This window comes from Pseudomonas fungipugnans, from assembly GCF_029955235.1.
In the GTDB taxonomy this organism is placed as follows: Bacteria; Pseudomonadota; Gammaproteobacteria; order Pseudomonadales; family Pseudomonadaceae; genus Aquipseudomonas; species Aquipseudomonas fungipugnans.
Window position 1 is genome coordinate 3097351 of record NZ_JARBWL010000001.1, and the last position, 20479, is coordinate 3117829.

Sequence of the window (20479 nt, forward strand, 5' to 3'; positions counted from 1 at the left end):
GTTTTTTGCCCGCCAAGACCTTCAGTGGATAGGGTGTTATGTCCGGAAAAGCGCAACAGCAGTCTCGTATCAAAGAGTTGATCACACTTGGTCGTGAGCAGGGTTACCTGACTTACGCGGAGGTCAACGACCACCTGCCGGAGGATATTTCAGATCCGGAACAGGTGGAAGACATCATCCGCATGATCAATGACATGGGGATCAACGTATTCGAGGTTGCGCCAGATAAGGATTCCCTTATGCTGGCCGACGCCGATACCGACGAGGCCGCAGCGGAAGAAGCTGCAGCAGCGCTGGCAGCGGTCGAAACCGACATTGGTCGCACCACAGACCCAGTGCGCATGTACATGCGCGAAATGGGTACGGTAGAGCTCCTCACACGTGAAGGCGAAATTGAAATCGCCAAACGTATCGAGGAGGGTATCCGCGAAGTGATGGGCGCAATTGCGCACTTCCCTGGCACGGTCGACCACATTCTGTCCGAATACACTCGCGTCACCACCGAAGGTGGCCGCCTGTCCGACGTCCTGAGCGGTTATATCGACCCGGACGACGGCATTGCGCCGCCTGCTGCCGAAGTACCGCCGCCGATCGATCCGAAAGCCGTTAAAGCTGACGACGACACCGACGACGATGATGCCGAAGCCACCGACGACGAAGAAGAAGCCGAAAGCGGTCCGGATCCGGTCATCGCAGCACAGCGTTTCGGCGCTGTCTCCGATCAGATGGAAATCACCCGCAAGGCGCTGAAAAAGCACGGCCGCAGCAACAAGGCGACTATCGCCGAGCTGCTGGCGCTGGCCGAGCTGTTCATGCCGATCAAACTGGTACCGAAGCAATTCGAAGGCCTGGTCGAGCGTGTTCGTGGTGCCCTGGATCGTCTGCGTCAGCAAGAGCGCGCGATCATGCAATTGTGTGTTCGTGATGCCCGCATGCCGCGTGCCGACTTCCTGCGCCAGTTCCCGGGCAATGAAGTCGACGAAAGCTGGACCGACGCACTGGCCAAAGGCAAAAGCAAATACGCTGAAGCCATTGGTCGCCTGCAGCCGGACATCATTCGTTGCCAGCAGAAGCTGACCGCACTGGAAACCGAAACAGGTTTGACGATCGCCGAGATCAAGGACATCAACCGTCGCATGTCGATCGGTGAGGCCAAGGCCCGCCGCGCGAAGAAAGAGATGGTTGAAGCGAACTTGCGTCTGGTGATCTCCATCGCCAAGAAGTACACCAACCGCGGCCTGCAATTCCTCGATCTGATCCAGGAAGGCAACATCGGTTTGATGAAAGCGGTAGACAAGTTCGAATACCGTCGCGGCTACAAATTCTCGACTTATGCCACCTGGTGGATCCGTCAGGCGATCACTCGCTCGATCGCCGACCAGGCCCGCACCATCCGTATTCCGGTGCACATGATCGAGACGATCAACAAGCTCAACCGAATTTCTCGGCAGATGTTGCAGGAAATGGGTCGCGAACCGACCCCGGAAGAGCTGGGCGAACGCATGGAAATGCCTGAGGACAAGATCCGCAAGGTATTGAAGATCGCTAAAGAGCCGATCTCCATGGAAACCCCGATCGGTGATGACGAAGACTCCCACCTGGGTGACTTCATCGAAGACTCGACCATGCAGTCGCCAATCGATGTCGCCACTGTTGAGAGCCTTAAAGAAGCGACTCGCGAAGTTCTCTCCGGCCTCACTGCCCGTGAAGCCAAGGTTCTGCGCATGCGCTTCGGTATCGACATGAATACCGACCACACCCTCGAGGAGGTTGGTAAGCAGTTCGACGTGACCCGTGAACGGATTCGTCAGATCGAAGCCAAGGCGCTGCGCAAGCTGCGCCACCCGACGAGAAGCGAGCATTTGCGCTCCTTCCTCGACGAGTGATCACAAAACCCCCGGCCCAGGCCGGGGGTTTTGCTTTATACAGATTAAATCCCCCGCGCTTCACCCCCTCCGAATTGCCCGTCTACACTCGAAACATTCCCCCGAGCCATAACGAGACCGTTATGCCCAGACTGCCGACCGTGCTTTTTTTGCTGTCGCTGATGACCTGGACCGCAACGGCTGGCGCGCTGACTCTAACTGACGAAGAACGTAGCTGGCTGGCGGCTCACCCGGACTTGCGCCTGGGTGTCGATGCGTCCTGGCCGCCATTCGAGTTCCGCGACGAAGAAGGCCGTTACCAGGGCTTGGCAGCCGATTACATCAACCTGATCCGCCAACGCCTGAATATCAAGCTGACCCCTATCGAGCCGGTCAGCTGGACCGTCGTCCTGGAAGAAGTCAAGCAAGGCAAGCTGGACCTGCTACCGGGTATCATGTCGACCCCGGAGCGCCAGACGTACCTGTCGTTTACCAGGCCCTATCTGGACTTTCCGATTGTCATCCTGGCCCACGTCGGCGGCGCCCAACCACGCAAGATCGAAGACCTGTACGGGCTGAAAATTGCCGTCGTCGAAAACTACGCGCCCCACGAACTGCTGCGCACCCGCCATCCGGACTTGAACCTGGTGGCGATGCCCAACGTCAGCTCAACCCTGCAGGCGCTGGCCACCGGTGAAGTGGACGCGGTGGTAGGCGACCTCGCATCAAGCGTCTGGAGCCTGCGCCAGCTAAAACTTGAAGGACTCTACGTCAGTGGCGAAACGCCCTACCGCTATCAATTGGCAATGGCCGTACCACCGAATAACAAGGTGCTGGTGGGCATTCTGGACAAAGTCCTGGCCGACATGACCCCGAATGAAATCAGCGCCATTCAGGAGCGCTGGGTCGGTAACGTGCTGGACCACCGGACATTCTGGTCCGACCTGCTGATCTATGGCCTGCCGGGCTTGTTGCTACTGGTGATCGTGCTGATCGTCGTCATCCGCATCAACCGCCGACTGAGCTCGGAAATCACCCGCCGGATCGACCTGGAACAGGAACTGCGCAGCAGCGAATATCACTATCGCGGACTGGTGGAGAGCCTGAAAGCCATTGCCTGGGAAGCGCGGATCAGCGACTTCACCTACAGCTACGTATCGCCCCACGCCGAAGGCCTGCTCGGCTATCCCTTGTCTCACTGGTTGATCCCGGGCTTCTGGCGCAACATCATCCACCCCGCCGACCTGATCCGCGCACAAACGTTCTGCGATCACGAAGTGCTGGCCGGGCGCGATCACAGCCTCGATTACCGGGTACTTACCGCCGATGGCCGCTGCCTGTGGGTCCGCGACATCGTCAGTTTGATCGAGCACGGTCATGAGCCGGTGATGCGCGGGCTGATGATCGACATCAGCGAAACCAAACACACCGAAGAAGCGTTGCGCCTGTCCGAGCAAAAGTTCGCCTCGGTGTTTCAGCAGTGCCCGGACATTCTGGTGATAGCACGACTGTCCGACGGCTGTCTGCTGGAGGTCAACAAAGCCTTCGAAGAGCAGATCGGCCTGACCGCCAGCGAAGTCATCGGGCAAACGGCCACCAACCTCAATATCTGGGGTATTCCGGGCGTCGGGCCGGGTCTGCTGCAACGCTTGCAGGCCGGCAGCATCCGCAACCTGGAGATGCCCTTTCGCCGCAACAACGGCCACGTTTTCACCGGGCTGATTTCCGCCGAGCCGTTTGACCTTGATACCACCCCGGCGCTGGTGGTCGTGGTGCGCGACATCAGTCAGCTCAAGGAAACCCAACAACAACTGCAAACCTCCGAAGAGAAATTCGCCAAGGCCTTCCACGCCTCCCCCGACGGCCTGCTACTGTCGCGCCAGAGTGATGGCCTGCTGATCGAGGTCAACGAAGGATTCAGCCGTATTACCGGATTCAACAGCGCCATGTCGGTGGACCGCTCGGCGCTGGACCTGGGGATCTGGGTCAACCTCAACGAACGCAAACAGATGCTCGACCTGCTCCACCGCGATGGCTTCGTCCGCGACTTCAGTTGCCATATTCGCCGCAATGACGGGCAAATCCGCCTGTGCGAGGTGTCCAGTCGGCCGCTGCCGATCGGCGATGAAGACTGCATGCTGACCATCGCCCGCGACATCACCGAGCGCCACCTTATGCAGGAGAAACTGCAACAGGCCGCCACCGTGTTCGAGAGCACTGCCGAGGGCGTGCTGATCACCGACACCCAGCAGCACATCAGCGCGGTCAACCGGGCCTTCACTGAAATCACCGGTTACAGCGAAAGCGAAGCGCTGGGCCACACCCCTCGCCTGCTCGCTTCCGGCTTGCACGACAGCGCGTTCTACGCGGCCATGTGGCATCAATTGACCGCCGAAGGGCATTGGCAGGGCGAGATTTCCAATCGGCGCAAAAACGGCGAGCTGTATCCGAGTTGGCTGACCATCAGTGCTGTGCGTAACCGCGACCGCTTCATCACCCATTTTGTCGCGGTGTTCGCCGACATCTCCAGCCTCAAGCACGCCCAGGCCAAGCTCGACTACCAGGCCCACCACGACCCACTCACCGGGCTGCCGAACCGCACACTGTTTGAAAGCCGTTTGCTCGCCGCGCTCAATAGCCAGCAAGAACACGGAGGCCAGGGCGCGGTGCTGTTCCTCGATCTGGACCGCTTCAAGCACATCAACGACAGCCTCGGCCACCCGGTGGGCGACCTGTTGCTGCGAGGCATCGCGGTGCGTTTGAAAGAGCAGCTACGAGACATCGACACCGTCGCGCGACTGGGGGGCGATGAATTCATCATCCTGCTGCCTGGCCTGCAACAAGCCAGCGATGCCGATAACATCGCCACCAAGCTACTCAATTGCTTCGCGGCGCCGTTCCAGGCCGGCGAGCATGAGTTTTTCATCAGCGCCAGTATTGGCAGCAGCCTGTATCCCAAGGACGGTAACGACGTCGCCACGCTGGTCAAAAACGCTGACGCGGCGATGTACCGATCCAAGGCCAAGGGCCGCAACCGGGTCGAGAGCTACACCCGCGACCTCACCGCCCAGGCCAGCGAACGCGTGGCGCTGGAACACGAATTGCGCCGCGCCATCGAGCGTGATGAGTTGTTCCTGTACTACCAGCCAAAAATCAGCCTGGACGACCACCGGCTGGTAGGTGCCGAAGCGCTCATCCGTTGGCGCCACCCGACCTTCGGCGACGTACCGCCTGAACACTTCATTCCCTTGGCCGAAGAAAACGGCATGATCCTGCAAATAGGCGACTGGGTCCTCGAAACCGCCTGCCGACAGATGTTCGAATGGAATCAGCTCTACGAGTCACCGGGTCCTTTGTCAGTCAACCTTGCCGGTGCCCAGCTGCGCCAACCAAATCTGCTGGGGCGCATCGAACAACTGCTCAAGGACAACCGTCTCAAGCCAGGTTTTCTGCAACTGGAGATTACCGAAAACTTCATCATGAGCCAGGCTGAAGAAGCGTTGGCGGTGCTGCACCAACTCAAACAGCTAGGCGTACAACTGGCCATCGACGACTTTGGCACCGGCTATTCGTCCTTGAGTTACCTGAAACGCCTGCCTCTCGACATCCTCAAAATCGATCAGTCATTTGTCCGTGGATTGCCGGATGACCCCAATGACGCGGCGATCGTGCGTGCGATCATCGCCCTGGGCCGCAGTATGCAATTCACCGTCATAGCCGAAGGCGTCGAAACCCAGGCTCAACAGAAATTCCTCGCCCTTGAAGGCTGCGAACAGATCCAGGGCTACATCGTCAGCCTGCCCCTGCCTCCCGACGAATTTGCCGCGACGTTTCTTCGTATAGCCATTTCAGACTTTTCGGATAGCACTGCCGAGAAACCGTCGCTATAATCCGGCCCCTACTGAGGGCCTATAGCTCAGTTGGTCAGAGCAGAGGACTCATAATCCTTTGGTCCACGGTTCAAGTCCGTGTGGGCCCACCAAACAAAAAAGCCGCGCTTTATGCGCGGCTTTTTCGTGTCTGCGTTTCAGCTTTTAGCAATCAGTCGAACGATGTGGGGCCGTGCCTGTAACATGCCACCCCATTGATCCATCCCGCTGGAGACGACGTTTTGCCTGACACTCGCGCGCCCGTTCTTGATGAAATCGACCGCCAACTGATTGCGGCCCTGCAGATCAATGCCCGCGAAAGCGTGGCCATGCTTGCTCGGCAGTTGGACATCGCCCGAACCACCGTGACTTCGCGGTTGGCGCGGCTGGAAAAAGCCAGGGTGATTACCGGTTACGGCGTGCGCCTCGGGCAGCGTGTGGTGGATGGCGGCTTGCAGGCGTATGTCGGGATCACCGTGCAGCCGCGCTCGGGCAAGGAAGTGGTGCGCCGGCTCAGTGCGATGGCGCAGGTGCAGCAGTTGTGTGCGGTGAGTGGCGAATTTGATTATGTGGCGTGGCTGCGCACGGACTCGCCGGAGCAACTGGATCAGTTGCTGGATCAGATTGGCAGCGTGGATGGGGTGGAGAAGACCACGACTTCGATTATTTTGAGTAGCAAGATTGATCGGGGGCAGCCGGTTTAGATTTTCTGACCGACATTCTATGGTGTCTGAGAGGGCCTCTTCGCGGGCCAGCCTGGCTCCCACACTGACGGTGTGCAGCGATGCTTCGTCATATTGATCAAATAACTGGCAAAATGACGACACATTGCGTCTTATTAACGTGTTCTGCGCTCTCTAGAATGGCTGCCATCTTTTCCTATACTCAGACGCGCATCCCGCGTCGGGTCGCCAGCAAGGTCCGCCATGAACAAGAATAATCGCCATCCTGCAGACGGTAAAAAACCGGTCACCATTTTCGGTCCGGACTTTCCTTTCGCCTTCGACGACTGGATCGAGCACCCGGCCGGCCTGGGCAGCATTCCGGCGCACAACCACGGGGCCGAGGTGGCCATTGTCGGCGGCGGTATTGCCGGGCTGGTGGCGGCTTACGAACTGATGAAACTGGGCCTCAAGCCGGTCGTCTACGAAGCCTCGAAAATGGGCGGTCGCTTGCGCTCCCAGGCGTTCAATGGCGCCGAAGGCATCATTGCCGAACTGGGCGGCATGCGCTTCCCGGTATCGTCCACCGCGTTCTATCACTACGTCGACAAGCTCGGCCTCGAAACCAAGCCCTTCCCGAATCCGCTGACGCCTGCCTCGGGCAGCACCGTGATCGACATCGAAGGCAAAACCCATTACGCACAGAAGCTCGCCGATCTTCCTGCATTGTTCCAGGAAGTGGCTGATGCCTGGGCGGACGCGCTGGAAGCCGGCTCGCAGTTCTCCGACATCCAGCAAGCGATCCGCGACCGTGACGTGCCACGTCTCAAGGCGCTGTGGAACACCCTGGTGCCGCTGTGGGACGACCGTACGTTCTACGATTTCGTCGCCACCTCCAAAGCCTTTGCCAAGCTGTCGTTCCATCACCGCGAAGTGTTTGGTCAGGTTGGTTTCGGTACCGGCGGCTGGGACTCCGACTTCCCCAACTCGATGCTGGAAATCTTCCGCGTCGTGATGACCAACTGTGACGACCACCAGCACCTGGTGGTCGGCGGTGTGGAACAGGTGCCGCTGGGCATCTGGCGTCACGTGCCGGAGCGTTGCGTGCACTGGCCGCAAGGCACCAGCCTCAGTTCCCTGCACAACGGTGCACCGCGCACCGGCGTGAAGAAAATCGCCCACGCTGCGGACGGTCGTTTTGCCGTCACCGACAACTGGGGCGATACCCGCGAATATGCCGCCGTGTTGACCACCTGCCAGAGCTGGCTGCTGACCACCCAGATCGAATGTGACGAAACCCTGTTCTCGCAAAAGATGTGGATGGCCCTGGACCGCACCCGCTACATGCAGTCGTCGAAGACCTTCGTGATGGTCGACCGCCCATTCTGGAAGGACAAGGACCCGGAAACCGGCCGCGACCTGATGAGCATGACCCTCACCGACCGCCTGACGCGTGGCACTTATCTGTTCGACAACGGCGACGACAAGCCCGGGGTGATTTGCCTGTCGTACTCGTGGATGAGCGATGCGCTGAAAATGCTGCCGCATCCCGTCGAAAAACGCGTGAAGCTGGCGCTCGATGCGTTGAAAAAGATCTACCCGAAAGTCGACATCGCCGCGCGGATCATCGGCGATCCGATCACTGTTTCGTGGGAAGCAGACCCGCACTTCCTCGGTGCCTTCAAGGGCGCCCTGCCCGGCCACTATCGCTATAACCAGCGCATGTACGCGCACTTCATGCAGGACGATATGCCGGCTGAACAACGCGGAATTTTCATCGCTGGCGACGACGTTTCGTGGACCCCAGCCTGGGTCGAAGGCGCGGTACAGACCTCGCTCAATGCCGTGTGGGGCATCATGAAACACTTCGGCGGTGAAACTCACGCCGAAAACCCGGGTCCAGGAGATGTGTTCAACGAGATCGGTCCGATCGCCCTGCCCGAGTAAGAGGAATCCGAAATGCGCGTAGCCCTTTACCAATGTCCACCGCTGCCCCTTGAACCGGCCGCCAACCTGCAGCGCCTGCATCAAGTGGCGCTGGAGGCCAAAGGCGCCGACCTGCTGGTGCTGCCGGAGATGTTCCTGACCGGCTACAACATCGGCAGCGAGGCGGTCAGCGTATTGGCCGAGGTCTACAACGGTGAGTGGGCGCAGCAGATCGGCCGCATCGCCAAGGCGGCGGGGCTGGCCATTGCCTACGGCTACCCCGAGCGCACGGCAGACGGGCACATCTACAACTCGGTGCAATTGATCGACGCCCACGGCGAGCGCCTGTGCAACTACCGCAAGACGCACCTGTTCGGCGACCTGGACCGCTCCATGTTCAGCGCTGGAGAACATGAGCTGCCCATCGTGGAGCTCAATGGATGGAAGCTCGGCTTCCTGATCTGCTACGACCTGGAATTCCCGGAAAACGCGCGGCGCCTGGCCCTGGCCGGTGCCGAGCTGATCCTGGTGCCAACGGCCAACATGGTGCCGTACGACTTCATCGCCGACGTCACCGTCCGCGCCCGGGCCTTCGAAAACCAGTGCTATGTGGCCTACGCCAACTACTGCGGCCACGAAGGCGACATCCAGTACTGCGGCCAAAGCAGCATCGCCGCCCCGGATGGCAGCCGTATCGCCCAGGCAGGTCTGGATGAGGCACTGATAGTCGGTGAGCTGGATCGCCAGTTGATGGTCGACTCCCGCGCCGCCAATCGCTACTTCCTCGACCGTCGCCCAGAGCTTTATGGCGAGCTGAACAAGCGCTGATACCCCTTAATCCGCTAGCATTGGCACTTCCCTGTTCTGGAAGTGCTCATGCCCGCGCTGAATCACCCTCGCCCTCACACTGAAACCCTGGCCAACGGCCTGCGGGTGACGCTGCGTCATGCCCCGAATCTGAAGCGCTGCGCCGCCGCATTGCGGGTCGCTGCCGGCAGTCATGATGTGCCGCTGGCGTGGCCCGGTCTGGCGCACTTTCTGGAACACCTGCTGTTTCTCGGTACTGCACGCTTTCCCACTGAACGAGCACTGATGGCCTACGTGCAAGGTCACGGCGGGCAGGTGAATGCGCGTACCAGCGAACGCAGCACCGACTTCTTTTTCGAACTGCCACAGCAGGCGTTCGCCGGTGGGTTGGTGCGTCTGTCAGACATGCTCGCGCATCCGCGTATGAATCTGGATGATCAGTTGCGCGAACGGGAAGTGCTGCACGCGGAATTTGTCGCGTGGTCTCAGGATGCCGAAGCTCAACGACAGTTGGCACTATTCGACGGACTCTCGCCGACTCATCCGCTGCGTGGATTTCATGCTGGCAACCGTGACAGCCTGCCCGTGGCGCAGGCGCAGTTTCAGCAAGCCTTGCAGGACTTTCATCAGCAGTTTTATCAGACCGGGCAAATGACCCTGAGCCTGGCAGGGCCGCAGAGCCTTGATGAGTTGAAGGCAATGGCCGAACAGTTTGCCGCCGCACTCCCCGCCGGAGCAAAAATTTGCCAGAGCAGACCCGTCTCGTTGATGGCGACGCCGGACGAAAGTTATCAACAGGTCGCAGAACGCCGACTGAATTTGCTGTTCACCTTCGAGTCGCTGCCCGACACATCGCCCCAAGCGCTGGCATTCCTCTGCCATTGGCTCAATTGCGCCAAACCTGGCGGACTGCTGGCCGAATGGCGAGCGCACGGGCTGGCCGACGGTTTGAAAGCCACACCGCTCTACCAGTTCGCCGGACAGGCCGTTCTGCATATTGAGTGCAGCCTTCTGACTGACGCCTGCGCACAAGTGATCCGCGAGCAGTTGCTTGATTGGCTGAGCTTCTTCGCCGCACAACAGGACTGGCCCGAGCTGCGCCACGAGTACGTCGCCCTGCAACTACGCCGGCAGCAGGTCAGCAGCGCCTTGCAACTGGCGCGTCTGGATGCCGAGCAACTGGAGATCGGCTTGTCTGAGCAGGGCGTCTCAGCCCTCAAGGACATCCTGAAAAAAATCGGCGCTGTGGATAACTTCAACGACGCCTGGCATCTACCGACGCCCAACCCGTTTTTGCAGGCGCCAACCCCCACCGCCAACGCCGGTTTGATACGCGGGCAGACCAGCGCTCACCGTGGTTTGCGCACGTTTGCTCAGGATCGCTCACGCCATCGACGCGAGCAGTCGCCGATGCAGTTCAGCCAAGCAATGCCGGATAACACCGATGAGGGGGCGATTTATCTGCGCTGGCGCCTCGATTCGGCGCCCGACAATAATCTTCAGGCAAGCCTGGAAAGCGCTCTGCAAACGTTGCGTGAAGACGCTCGCCAAGCCGCAGTGGATTTTTCCTTCAGTGCATCGGGCAATGAATGGCTGCTGAACATGATTGGTCTGCAAGAGCCGATGCCGACCGTCCTCGAACATGCACTGAAAACGCTGACGGCAGCCAATGTCGGTGTCTCACGGGAGCAACCGGCAAGTGCCGCGCTGATCCCGATCCGGCTGCTGCTCAAGGCGTTACCTGAGCGCTGCCTTCAATGCACCGGCGCCGTCTCGGACGACGTGCAACACCTGTGGTCGGGTGCACGTTGGGACGGTCTGGCGCTTGGCCTTTCGGCGCAGACCCAAGCGGCCATAGGCCTGGCGCTGAGTCGCATTCCCGGCGCAGCGGACAATGCACTGCCCCCAGCGCCGACCATCGACTCGCAGCATGTGTGGAGCAATGTCGAATGCAGCTCCAGCGAACAGGCACTGCTGCTGTTCTGCCCGGCCCCCACCCGCACGCTGGCCGATGAAGCCGCCTGGCGCCTGCTCGGCCACCTGTGCCAGACACCGTTCTACCAGCGCCTGCGTGTTGAACTGCAACTCGGTTACGCCGTGTTCAGCGGGCTGCGCCAGATTCATGGCCAGACCGGACTGCTGTTCGGCGTGCAATCACCGAGTGTCGTACCGCAAACCATTCTTCAACACATTGAATACTTCTTGAACGGCTTGCCCGAGTTGATCAACGGCCTCGATGACGCCAGCTATAACAGCCGGCGCCAAGCGCTGGCCGATCAATTTGCCCTCAGCACGCTACCCAACGCCCAAGCGGCAGAGCTGCTTTGGCAGGGCAAACTGGCCGGCCACTCGTCGGATTATCTGACGCGACTGCCCGAGGCGATTCTGCACGTCGAACGATCCACATTGCTCCTCGCAGCACGACGACTGAATCAGGCCGAAGGTGGCTGGCACGTTCTGGCCAACGCAGGCAGCCCCGCGACACCCTGGCAAGTGACAAAATGATCTTTACCGGCGCTGCAATTAGCTTTTTCAAAGTTTCGCGGGCCACCACTCTGTAATTTTGAGTAACATAGCCACCTAACTATCTGGAACATCTCCGGCTGGAGGTGGACTATATGTATAGATCTGCGCTGTCCCACCCACCCGAAAGGAGCACTCCCATGGCCTGGTCCAAACCTGCTTACACCGACCTGCGTATCGGCTTTGAAGTCACCATGTATTTCGCAAGCCGTTAATTTCTGCCCTTGCGGTGGAAAATGCAGTGCAACGCCTCGGCTCGCCGGGGCGTTTTTATTTTCAGCGTTGAAATGATGGAGCGGTCATGTTTGTCCAGATTCTAGGTTCCGCCGCCGGCGGCGGTTTTCCGCAGTGGAACTGCAACTGCGTGAACTGCGCAGGCTTTCGCGACGGCAGCCTGAACGCCAAGGCGCGTACTCAGTCCTCCATCGCGATTTCCGATGACGGCGTGAACTGGGTCCTGTGCAATGCCTCGCCGGACATCCGCGCCCAACTGCAGGGCTTCGCCCCGATGCAACCGGGCCGCGCCCTGCGTGATACCGGGATCAGCGCGATCATCCTGATGGACAGCCAGATTGACCACACTACCGGGCTACTCAGTCTGCGCGAAGGCTGCCCACATCAGGTGTGGTGCACCAACATGGTCCACGAAGACCTGAGCACCGGCTTCCCGCTGTTCACCATGCTGACCCACTGGAACGGCGGGCTGGCCTGGAACCGCATCGAACTCGACCAGAGCTTCACCGTCCCGGCCTGCCCGAACCTGCGTTTCACTCCGCTGCCGCTACGCAGCGCTGCGCCGCCCTACTCGCCGCACCGCTTCGACCCGCATCCGGGCGACAACATCGGCCTGATCGTTGAAGACCTCAGCACCGGCGGCAAGCTGTTTTATGCGCCGGGTCTGGGCAAGGTCGACGCGCCGCTGCTGGAGATCATGGCCGCCAGCGATTGCCTGCTGGTGGACGGCACGATGTGGGACGACGACGAAATGCAGCGCCGTGGCGTCGGCACCCGCACTGGCCGCGAAATGGGCCATCTGGCACAGAACGGCCCCGGCGGCATGCTCGAAGTACTGGAACAGCTGCCCAAGCCGCGCAAGGTGCTTATCCACATCAACAACACCAACCCGATTCTTGATGAAGATTCGCCGGAACGCGCGGAGCTGGTTCGCCGTGATGTTGAAGTGGCGTATGACGGCATGAGTATAGTTTTGTAAGAGGCCGAGACCGCTGCGCGGTCTATCGCGGGCAAGCCCGCTCCCACATTGGATCGGGTTACCACAGTCCCTGTGGGAGCGAGCTTGCTCGCGATGAGGGCAGATCGAACACCCAAGAATCCCCCGGTTATTCGCGGAGAACCGAAATGACTGACACCGCAATGTCCCCCACCGAATTCGAAGCCGCGCTGCGCGCCAAAGGCGCCTATTACCACATCCATCACCCGTATCACGTGGCGATGTACGAAGGCCGGGCGACCCGTGAGCAGATTCAGGGCTGGGTCGCCAACCGCTTCTACTATCAGGTGAATATCCCGCTGAAGGACGCCGCGATCCTGGCCAACTGCCCGGACCGCGAGATCCGCCGCGAGTGGATTCAGCGCCTGCTGGACCACGACGGCGCCCCCGGCGAAGACGGCGGCATCGAAGCCTGGCTGCGTCTGGGCCAAGCGGTCGGCCTCGACCCGGATCAGTTGCGCTCCCAGGAACTGGTGCTGCCGGGCGTGCGTTTCGCCGTCGACGCCTACGTCAACTTCGCCCGCCGAGCCAATTGGCAGGAAGCCGCCAGCAGCTCGCTGACTGAACTGTTCGCACCGCAGATCCACCAGTCGCGCCTCGACAGCTGGCCGCAGCATTACCCATGGATCGACCCGACCGGCTACGAATATTTCCGCACGCGCCTGGGTCAGGCCCGACGTGATGTCGAACACGGCTTGGCGATCACCCTGCAACACTACACCACCCGGGAAGGCCAGGAGCGCATGCTGGAAATTCTCCAGTTCAAACTGGACATTCTTTGGAGCATGCTCGATGCCATGAGCATGGCTTACGAACTGAACCGCCCGCCGTACCACAGCGTGACCGGGCAACGGGTCTGGCACAAAGGAATCGCGTTATGAGTTTTGATCGCAGCAAGACCCCGACCTGGCGTCAGGGCTACCGCTTCCAGTACGAACCGGCGCAAAAAGGCCACGTACTGCTCTACCCCGAAGGCATGATCAAGCTCAACGAAAGCGCCGCATTGATCGGCGGCCTGATTGACGGCGAGCGTAATGTCGCGGCGATCATCGCCGAACTGGACGCCAAATTCCCCGGTGTGCCCGAGCTCGGTGAAGACATCGAGCAATTCATGGAGGTTGCCCGTGCTCAGCACTGGATCGAACTTGCCTGATTCCACGTCGGTCAAGTTACCGCCAAAACCCGAGATCGGCCTGCCGCTGTGGCTGCTGGCCGAGCTGACGTATCGCTGCCCGCTGCAATGCCCGTACTGCTCCAATCCACTGGATTTCGCCGAGCAAGGCAAAGAGCTGAGCACCGAACAATGGATCAAGGTGTTTCGCGAAGCACGGGAAATGGGTGCAGCGCAGCTGGGCTTTTCCGGCGGTGAACCACTGGTGCGCCAGGACCTCGCCGAACTGATCGCCGAGGCCCGCAAGCTGGGCTTCTACACCAACCTGATCACCTCGGGCATCGGCCTGACCGAACAGAAAATCAGCGACTTCAAGAAGGCCGGCCTGGACCACATCCAGATCAGCTTCCAGGCCAGCGACGAGCAAGTGAACAACCTGCTGGCCGGCTCGAAAAAGGCCTTCGCCCAGAAGCTGGAAATGGCCCGTGCGGTAAAAGCACACGGCTACCCGATGGTGCTGAACTTCGTCACCCATCGGCATAACATCGACAAGATCGATCGTATCATCGAGCTGTGCATCGCCCTGGAAGCGGACTTCGTCGAACTCGCCACCTGCCAGTTCTACGGGTGGGCGCAGCTCAATCGTGTCGGGCTGTTGCCGACCAAGGAACAACTGGTTCGCGCTGAACGTATCACCAACGAATACCGCGCCAAACTTGCGGCCGAAGGGCATCCGTGCAAACTGATTTTCGTGACGCCGGACTACTACGAAGAACGCCCGAAAGCCTGCATGAATGGCTGGGGCAGCATCTTCCTGACCGTCACTCCGGACGGCACCGCCCTGCCCTGTCACGGCGCGCGGCAAATGCCGGTGCAGTTTCCCAACGTGCGTGATCACAGCATGCAGCACATCTGGTACGACTCGTTCGGCTTCAACCGCTTTCGCGGTTATGACTGGATGCCCGAGCCGTGCCGCTCCTGCGACGAAAAAGAAAAGGACTTCGGCGGCTGCCGTTGCCAAGCGTTCATGCTTACGGGTGACGCGAGCAATGCCGACCCGGTGTGCAGCAAGTCGGAACATCATGGCGTGATTCTCAAGGCCCGCGAAGAAGCCGAACACGCCGCCCTGACCATTGAACAGTTGGCCTTTCGCAATGAACGAAACTCACGCCTCATCGCCAAAGGCTGAACCTTTGAGCGCCACCCGAGCCGTCGCATCCAGCATTGATTTCGCCGAGTTGCTGCTCGGCTCCCAAGGCCTGTTCTGGAATGAGTACCGCCCTCAGGACGCCGCGTGCCGGATCTGGCATTGGCGTGATGGCCAGGCCCGCTGCCTGACACCACCGGGCTTCAGTGTGCGCAGTCGGGTGTACGAATATGGTGGTGGCGCGTTTTGCCTGACAGATGACGAGGTTGTTTTCGTCAACGAGACGGATCAACAGTTGTACCGGCAATCGCTGGTTGGCGAAGCACCTGTGGCGTTGACCTCGGGCGAAAAGCGCTATGGCGATCTGCAGTTTGGCAACGGGCAGGTTCTGGCGGTTGAGGAACAGGGTGAACGCCATCGCCTGGTGGCCATCGATCTTGTAGACGGCCAACGCCACCTGCTGGCCGAAGGCGCTGATTTCTATGCCGCTCCCACCTTGAGTCCTGATGCCCGGCAATTGGCCTGGATCGAGTGGAGCCGCCCCGATCAACCCTGGACCGCCACGCGGCTGATGCTTGCCGACCGCCAGTCTGACGGCACGCTTGCCCACATCAGGTGTATTGCCGGGGAGGGTGTTCAAGAGTCACTGCAACAACCTCGCTACGACGCCGATGGTCGACTGTACTGCCTGACGGATCGCGGTGGTTTCTGGCAGCCATGGGCCGTTTCGGCACACGGACTGGAACCGCTGCCAAGTGCCGCTGCCGACCACGGCCCAGCGCCTTGGCAATTGGGCGGCTGCACCTGGTTGCCGCTGGGCGAAGAGCGTTATCTGGCCAGTTGGACGCTGGACGGTTTCGGTCGCCTGGGCCTTTGCAGCGGTGCCGATCAGGACCTGACCGGCGACTACACGCGCTTTCGCCACCTGGCACTCGATGAGCAGTTCATCTATTGCATCGCGGCATCGCCCATCAGCCCTTCGGCGGTGATTGCCATCGACCGCAACAGCCGGGAGGTCAAGGTCCTGGCAGGTGGCGCGGCGCCTCTGCCCGCAGAGAAGATCAGTCGTCCGCAAACCCTGCGTTACCCGAGCGGTTCCGGCGAGGCACACGGTTTCTTCTACCCGGCGATGGGCACCGAAGCCAGGCCGCCGCTGGTAGTGTTTATCCACGGTGGCCCGACTTCGGCCTGCTACCCGATCCTTGATCCGCGTATTCAATACTGGGCGCACCGCGGCTTTGCCGTGGCCGATCTGAACTACCGGGGCAGCAGCGGTTATGGCCGCGCGTATCGCCAGGCGTTGCATTTGAGTTGGGGCGACGTTGACGTGCAGGACGCCTGTGCAGTGGTGAGCCATCTCGCCGAACGCGGGCTGATCGACGGCGACAAGGCGTTTATTCGTGGCGGCAGCGCCGGCGGTTACACCACGCTGTGCGCGCTGGCCTTCCGGCAGGTTTTTCGCGCCGGCGCCAGCCTGTATGGCGTCAGCGACCCGGTTGCCCTGGGCCAGGCGACCCACAAGTTCGAAGGCGACTATCTCGACTGGCTGATCGGCGATCCGCTGCAAGACGCCGAACGCTACGCCGCACGCACGCCGCTACTGCATGCGAGCAACATCGCGGTGCCGGTGATTTTCTTTCAGGGCGAACTGGATGCCGTGGTGGTGCCGCAACAGACACGCGACATGGTCACGGCGTTACAGGACAACGGGATTCTGGTCGAAGCTCACTACTACGACGATGAACGCCATGGGTTTCGCAAGGCCGCCAATCAGGCGCATGCGCTGGAGCAGGAGTGGTTGTTTTATCGGCGGGTGATGGAGCTGGGGGACTGACGCCGGTGCACCGTGCATGAGTCGCGGTGCCGCATTCGCGAGCCGGCTCGCTCCCACAGGATTAACGCGATTTCAAATTTGCACGTCACCTGTGGGAGCGAGCCGGCTCCGGGCGGCGTTCCGACGAAAGCTGTCTATCTGACGCCGCTAATCTCAGCGCTTGGCGATGATATACACCGCATGCACGATCCCCGGAATATACCCGCACAACGTCAGCAGGATATTCAGCCAGAACGCCCCGGCGAAACCGACTTGCAGAAACACACCCAGGGGCGGCAACAGAATGGCGATGATGATACGAATGAAATCCATAGGGCAGCTCCTGATTGACGTTGGCTCACACGAGCCACACAACTAATCGACCCGCGCCGCTGGTCAGGGTTCAGTGCGGCTTTTCAGGCCAGGATTTCAAGACCGTGCTTCTGCACGATGCTCAGCAACTTCAGCGCCATCCCGCTGGGATGCTTGTCTCCGGCCTCCCATTGCTTGACCGTCGAAGCGCTGGTGTTCAGATAACGCGCAAACACGGGTTGGCTGACATTGTTGCGCTCGCGCAGGGCTTTGATCTGCTCGGCCGGGATCGCTTCCGGGGTGCTTATCGAATCTTCGCATGGTCGCCTTGCTGATTGCACCGATGGCAAACAAGGCACTGGCCGATTCGTGAATCGATTCTGACAGCTCACGTTTGAATTTCTTACTCATGTGATATCTCCACAAACTCTTTCATATCCAGCAAGTGCTGGATGTCCATCTCGCCTGCCCGGCCAGCATTTGCGAAAATGCCTCCCGAAGCTCCTCGTCACTGATCCAGGCCTTACTGGCATCAGTCGCAAAACGTTTGCGTCTTGAACAGTCTTGAAGCCACAGGCATCCCTTCCATTATGTATACCACCCAGTGGTATATTTTTCGAAGCGCAGAATCCCGCTCTACTCGTACCTGCATTCCATGCCGGTCCTTTTAAAAAGCCACTGATCCAGCTCCCGCTCAAGCACCAACGTGCCTTTGGCAAAACGCAGGAACAAAAAAACGCCCCACGCTAAAAAGATCAGGCGTGGGGCGATGCGTTATTACCGCGAGACGGTTCGGGAATGCGTGTGGGCGGGTCCGGTCAGACGGCAATGCCTTTGCGGCATTGCAGTTGCGCGGTGCGCACGCGGGAGAAGGCGCGGGCCAGGCGCAGCAACATTTCATCGATGCTGGATTTGCTGACGGTCAGGGCCGGGGTGAAACGCAGGCAATCGGGTCGCGGCGCGTTGAGCAACAGGCCTTCGTTCAGCGCGGCGTTGACTACGGCATCGGCTGAGTCTTCCGACAGGGTCAGTCCCCACAGCAGTCCTTGCCCACGCAATTGGCCATGGCCGTAACGGTGGGCCAGGCGCAGCAGACCGTCGCGCAGGTACTGCCCGGTTTGCTCGACGTGATCGAGAAACCCCCTGTCCTGCACGCTGTCGAGAATTGCCAGCCCGGCAGCCGTCATCAGCGCATTGCCGTGGTGAGTGCCGGTCATTTCACCGACCTCAAAACAGCAGGCCTTGCCCCGCGCCAGCAACGCCGCCAGGGGCACACCGCCGCCAAGGCCTTTGCCAAGTACGACGATATCGGCCCGCACGCCGTAGGACTGTTCGGCAAGCAGCGTACCGCAGCGGCCGATGCCGGTTTGTACTTCATCAAGAATCAGCAGGATGCCGAGTTCGCGACACAACCGCTCGACGCCCTTGAGGTAATGCTCGCTCGCCGGGATAACCCCGGCTTCGCTCTGAATCGGCTCCAGCATGATTGCCACGGTGCGGGAATCCACCGCTGCGTGCAGTGCCGGCAGATCATTGAAGGGCACATGATTGAAACCCGGCAACTGCGGCTCGAATCGGTTGGTCAGGGTCGAACTGTCCGACGCTGAAATCGTCGCCAGACTACGGCCATGGCAGCCATTGCTGGCGACGATGATCCCGCACGCGCCGCCACGATGCTGTTGACCCCACTTGCGGGCCAGTTTGATCGCCGCTTCACAGGCCTCGCTGCCGCTGTTGAGCAGGCAGGCCTGATCACTCCTGGTACTTTCGCAAAGACGCTCTGCAAGCTTGAGCATGCCTCGGTTATGCAGACCGAAACCGGGATTGATCAAACTTCGGGCCTGGTTCGCAATAGCCTCGAGGAGCACCGATGGGCTGTGACCGAGGCTGTTGGCACCACCGCCCTGGGAGAAGTCCAGATAGGCGTGGTCCTCGCTGTCCCACAACCACGAGCCCTGCCCTCGTACGAAAACCTGCTGCGGCCGTTCCACGCCAGGCATCAGGTAGTCACTGCAAAGGTGTTCGCAAGGCCGGGAGTGATCCATGACCAGGTCATCAAGGCTGGGCGAATGGCGACGCGATTTGAACAGATTCATCCAAAAACCCCCCCATTGAGGTTTTTTGTCTTGCCTATGTAAACACCTTCGACATTAACCGTATTCATCGCGCTTTTCGGCCCTGTAAGCCTTGTGAATGCGGTTAGACTAGGCTCACGCCGGCCTCTGGGCCATTTCGATTTCAAAGCATTTTCGATAAGTATCACTTATGGATTTCAAGCAACTGCGTTATTTCGTCGCGGTCTACGAAGAAGGCCATGTAGGCCGGGCCGCCGAGCGTCTGTCGATCTCTCAACCAGCGCTGTCACAACAGATCCGTAACCTGGAACAGAACCTCGACGTGACCCTGTTCGAACGCAGCAGCAAACGACTGCTGCCGACCCTGGCCGCGCATACGCTGTACAACCACGCGCTGCCATTACTCGACGGCTTGCAACGGGCGCGGGAAGCGCTGGGCAATTTCAAGGGTCAGGCACTGCGCACCCTGGCCATCGGCGTATTACAGACCGTGCACACCAGTCTGGTGCCGCAAATGCTCGAACGGGTGCGCAAGGCGCAGCCGCATCTGGTGGTGCAAATCTACGAGCTGACAGGGCTGGAAATCGAACGGCGCTTGCTCAATGGTTCGCTGGACATCGGCATCAGCTACCTGCCGCCCCGTCAGCCGGGGTTGCATGGCGTGATGCTGTACGAAGATGAACTGACGCTGGTCATCCCGGCGGATCATCCGTTGCGCGAATTCAAGAAAGTCTCCATGAGCCAGGCCGCCGAATTGCCGATGTTGCTGTTGGGCGAAGAGTTTCAGGTGCGGCAGATCTGGCAAACACAACTGGCCAGCCTCGGACGGCGCCCGCAAGTGCAGGCCGAGCTGAACAACATGGCGGGGATTCTCGACAGTTTGCCCCACACCCGATTGGCAACGGTGCTTCCCGGGCGTTCGCAAAAGGCGCTCGGTAACCAGACGTTGTTGTGGAAGCCGCTGACGGAGCCTCGGGTGCCGTTGAAGGTCGGGTTGGTGTGTCGCGATGTGCAGCGCCAACAAGCCTCGCTGGCCTTGCTGCGCACGCTGCTTGAAGAGGTGATGAATGGCCCCGATGAGCGCTTGAATGGCTCGCAGAATCTCGACGCCATAAGCTGAGCACTTTTCTGCGGACAA

At 60.2% G+C, this 20479-nt stretch carries 15 protein-coding genes, 1 tRNA gene and 1 pseudogene; 14 read left to right on the forward strand and 3 right to left on the reverse strand.

Annotation, left to right across the window (positions count from 1 at the left end; translation table 11 throughout):
• Positions 1-38 precede the first annotated feature (38 nt).
• The 13 genes from rpoD (at position 39) to POF45_RS13190 (ending at position 16975) form a co-directional block, all read left to right on the forward strand.
• The gene (gene rpoD, locus POF45_RS13130) at positions 39-1886 is read left to right on the forward strand and encodes an RNA polymerase sigma factor RpoD (RefSeq protein WP_259497116.1); all 1848 of its coding nucleotides are present in this window, start codon (positions 39-41) and stop codon (positions 1884-1886) included.
• Between the two features lie 122 nt (positions 1887-2008).
• Positions 2009-5755, forward strand: a complete 3747-nt coding sequence (locus tag POF45_RS13135; RefSeq protein ID WP_282315817.1) for a bifunctional diguanylate cyclase/phosphodiesterase — start codon at positions 2009-2011, stop codon at positions 5753-5755.
• A 15-nt stretch (positions 5756-5770) separates the two neighbouring features.
• Positions 5771-5847: transfer RNA gene (locus POF45_RS13140), tRNA-Ile, on the forward strand.
• Positions 5848-5976: 129 nt separating this feature from the next.
• Positions 5977-6438 (forward strand): Lrp/AsnC family transcriptional regulator, encoded by a 462-nt coding sequence (locus POF45_RS13145; protein ID WP_282315818.1) that lies wholly within the window; start codon positions 5977-5979, stop codon positions 6436-6438.
• Positions 6439-6660: 222 nt separating this feature from the next.
• Positions 6661-8343: a flavin monoamine oxidase family protein gene (locus tag POF45_RS13150; RefSeq protein WP_259497120.1), complete on the forward strand. Its 1683-nt coding sequence runs from the start codon at positions 6661-6663 to the stop codon at positions 8341-8343.
• 12 nt (positions 8344-8355) lie between these two features.
• Positions 8356-9150 (forward strand): carbon-nitrogen hydrolase family protein, encoded by a 795-nt coding sequence (locus POF45_RS13155; protein ID WP_282315819.1) that lies wholly within the window; start codon positions 8356-8358, stop codon positions 9148-9150.
• A 48-nt stretch (positions 9151-9198) separates the two neighbouring features.
• Positions 9199-11634, forward strand: coding sequence for a pyrroloquinoline quinone biosynthesis protein PqqF (gene pqqF / locus POF45_RS13160; RefSeq protein ID WP_282315820.1), 2436 nt, complete (start codon positions 9199-9201; stop codon positions 11632-11634).
• Between the two features lie 158 nt (positions 11635-11792).
• Entirely contained in the window at positions 11793-11867 is a 75-nt protein-coding gene (gene pqqA, locus POF45_RS13165; RefSeq protein ID WP_080591079.1) for a pyrroloquinoline quinone precursor peptide PqqA, read from the forward strand.
• An 86-nt stretch (positions 11868-11953) separates the two neighbouring features.
• Entirely contained in the window at positions 11954-12865 is a 912-nt protein-coding gene (pqqB, locus tag POF45_RS13170) for a pyrroloquinoline quinone biosynthesis protein PqqB (RefSeq protein ID WP_282315821.1), read from the forward strand.
• A gap of 146 nt (positions 12866-13011) precedes the next feature.
• Positions 13012-13764 (forward strand): pyrroloquinoline-quinone synthase PqqC, encoded by a 753-nt coding sequence (pqqC, locus tag POF45_RS13175; protein ID WP_259497125.1) that lies wholly within the window; start codon positions 13012-13014, stop codon positions 13762-13764.
• Complete coding sequence (gene pqqD, locus POF45_RS13180) at positions 13761-14036, forward strand: pyrroloquinoline quinone biosynthesis peptide chaperone PqqD (protein ID WP_259497126.1); 276 nt, start codon at positions 13761-13763, stop codon at positions 14034-14036. The genes pqqC and pqqD overlap by 4 nt, the downstream gene beginning before the upstream one ends.
• Entirely contained in the window at positions 14029-15183 is a 1155-nt protein-coding gene (gene pqqE / locus POF45_RS13185; protein ID WP_259497127.1) for a pyrroloquinoline quinone biosynthesis protein PqqE, read from the forward strand. Before pqqD ends, pqqE begins: the two co-directional genes overlap by 8 nt.
• On the forward strand, positions 15149-16975 hold the full coding sequence (locus tag POF45_RS13190; RefSeq protein ID WP_282315822.1) for a S9 family peptidase: 1827 nt from the start codon (positions 15149-15151) through the stop codon (positions 16973-16975). The genes pqqE and POF45_RS13190 overlap by 35 nt, the downstream gene beginning before the upstream one ends.
• Positions 16976-17128: 153 nt before the next feature.
• Here the strand turns inward: POF45_RS13190 and POF45_RS13195 are convergent, their stop codons facing one another.
• From POF45_RS13195 to POF45_RS13210, 3 genes and pseudogenes are all read right to left on the reverse strand, one after another.
• Complete coding sequence (locus tag POF45_RS13195; protein WP_007904205.1) at positions 17129-17287, reverse strand: YqaE/Pmp3 family membrane protein; 159 nt, start codon at positions 17285-17287, stop codon at positions 17129-17131.
• Between the two features lie 83 nt (positions 17288-17370).
• Positions 17371-17677: pseudogene (locus POF45_RS13200) on the reverse strand (helix-turn-helix domain-containing protein).
• Between the two features lie 407 nt (positions 17678-18084).
• On the reverse strand, positions 18085-19362 hold the full coding sequence (locus POF45_RS13210; RefSeq protein ID WP_282315823.1) for an aspartate aminotransferase family protein: 1278 nt from the start codon (positions 19360-19362) through the stop codon (positions 18085-18087).
• A gap of 169 nt (positions 19363-19531) precedes the next feature.
• Between POF45_RS13210 and POF45_RS13215 the strand changes: the two genes are divergently transcribed.
• The gene (locus tag POF45_RS13215) at positions 19532-20461 is read left to right on the forward strand and encodes a LysR family transcriptional regulator (protein ID WP_259497131.1); all 930 of its coding nucleotides are present in this window, start codon (positions 19532-19534) and stop codon (positions 20459-20461) included.
• Positions 20462-20479: the final 18 nt, after the last annotated feature.

Coding starts and splice junctions, on each gene's coding strand:
- POF45_RS13150 (WP_259497120.1), top strand. CDS start 6,661: ATGAACAAGAATAATCGCCATCCTGCAGACGGTAAAAAACCGGTCACC.
- pqqC (WP_259497125.1), top strand. CDS start 13,012: ATGACTGACACCGCAATGTCCCCCACCGAATTCGAAGCCGCGCTGCGC.
- POF45_RS13215 (WP_259497131.1), top strand. CDS start 19,532: ATGGATTTCAAGCAACTGCGTTATTTCGTCGCGGTCTACGAAGAAGGC.
- pqqB (WP_282315821.1), top strand. CDS start 11,954: ATGTTTGTCCAGATTCTAGGTTCCGCCGCCGGCGGCGGTTTTCCGCAG.
- POF45_RS13190 (WP_282315822.1), top strand. CDS start 15,149: ATGAACGAAACTCACGCCTCATCGCCAAAGGCTGAACCTTTGAGCGCC.
- pqqD (WP_259497126.1), top strand. CDS start 13,761: ATGAGTTTTGATCGCAGCAAGACCCCGACCTGGCGTCAGGGCTACCGC.
- pqqF (WP_282315820.1), top strand. CDS start 9,199: ATGCCCGCGCTGAATCACCCTCGCCCTCACACTGAAACCCTGGCCAAC.
- POF45_RS13135 (WP_282315817.1), top strand. CDS start 2,009: ATGCCCAGACTGCCGACCGTGCTTTTTTTGCTGTCGCTGATGACCTGG.
- POF45_RS13155 (WP_282315819.1), top strand. CDS start 8,356: ATGCGCGTAGCCCTTTACCAATGTCCACCGCTGCCCCTTGAACCGGCC.
- POF45_RS13195 (WP_007904205.1), bottom strand. CDS start 17,287: ATGGATTTCATTCGTATCATCATCGCCATTCTGTTGCCGCCCCTGGGT.
- POF45_RS13210 (WP_282315823.1), bottom strand. CDS start 19,362: ATGAATCTGTTCAAATCGCGTCGCCATTCGCCCAGCCTTGATGACCTG.
- rpoD (WP_259497116.1), top strand. CDS start 39: ATGTCCGGAAAAGCGCAACAGCAGTCTCGTATCAAAGAGTTGATCACA.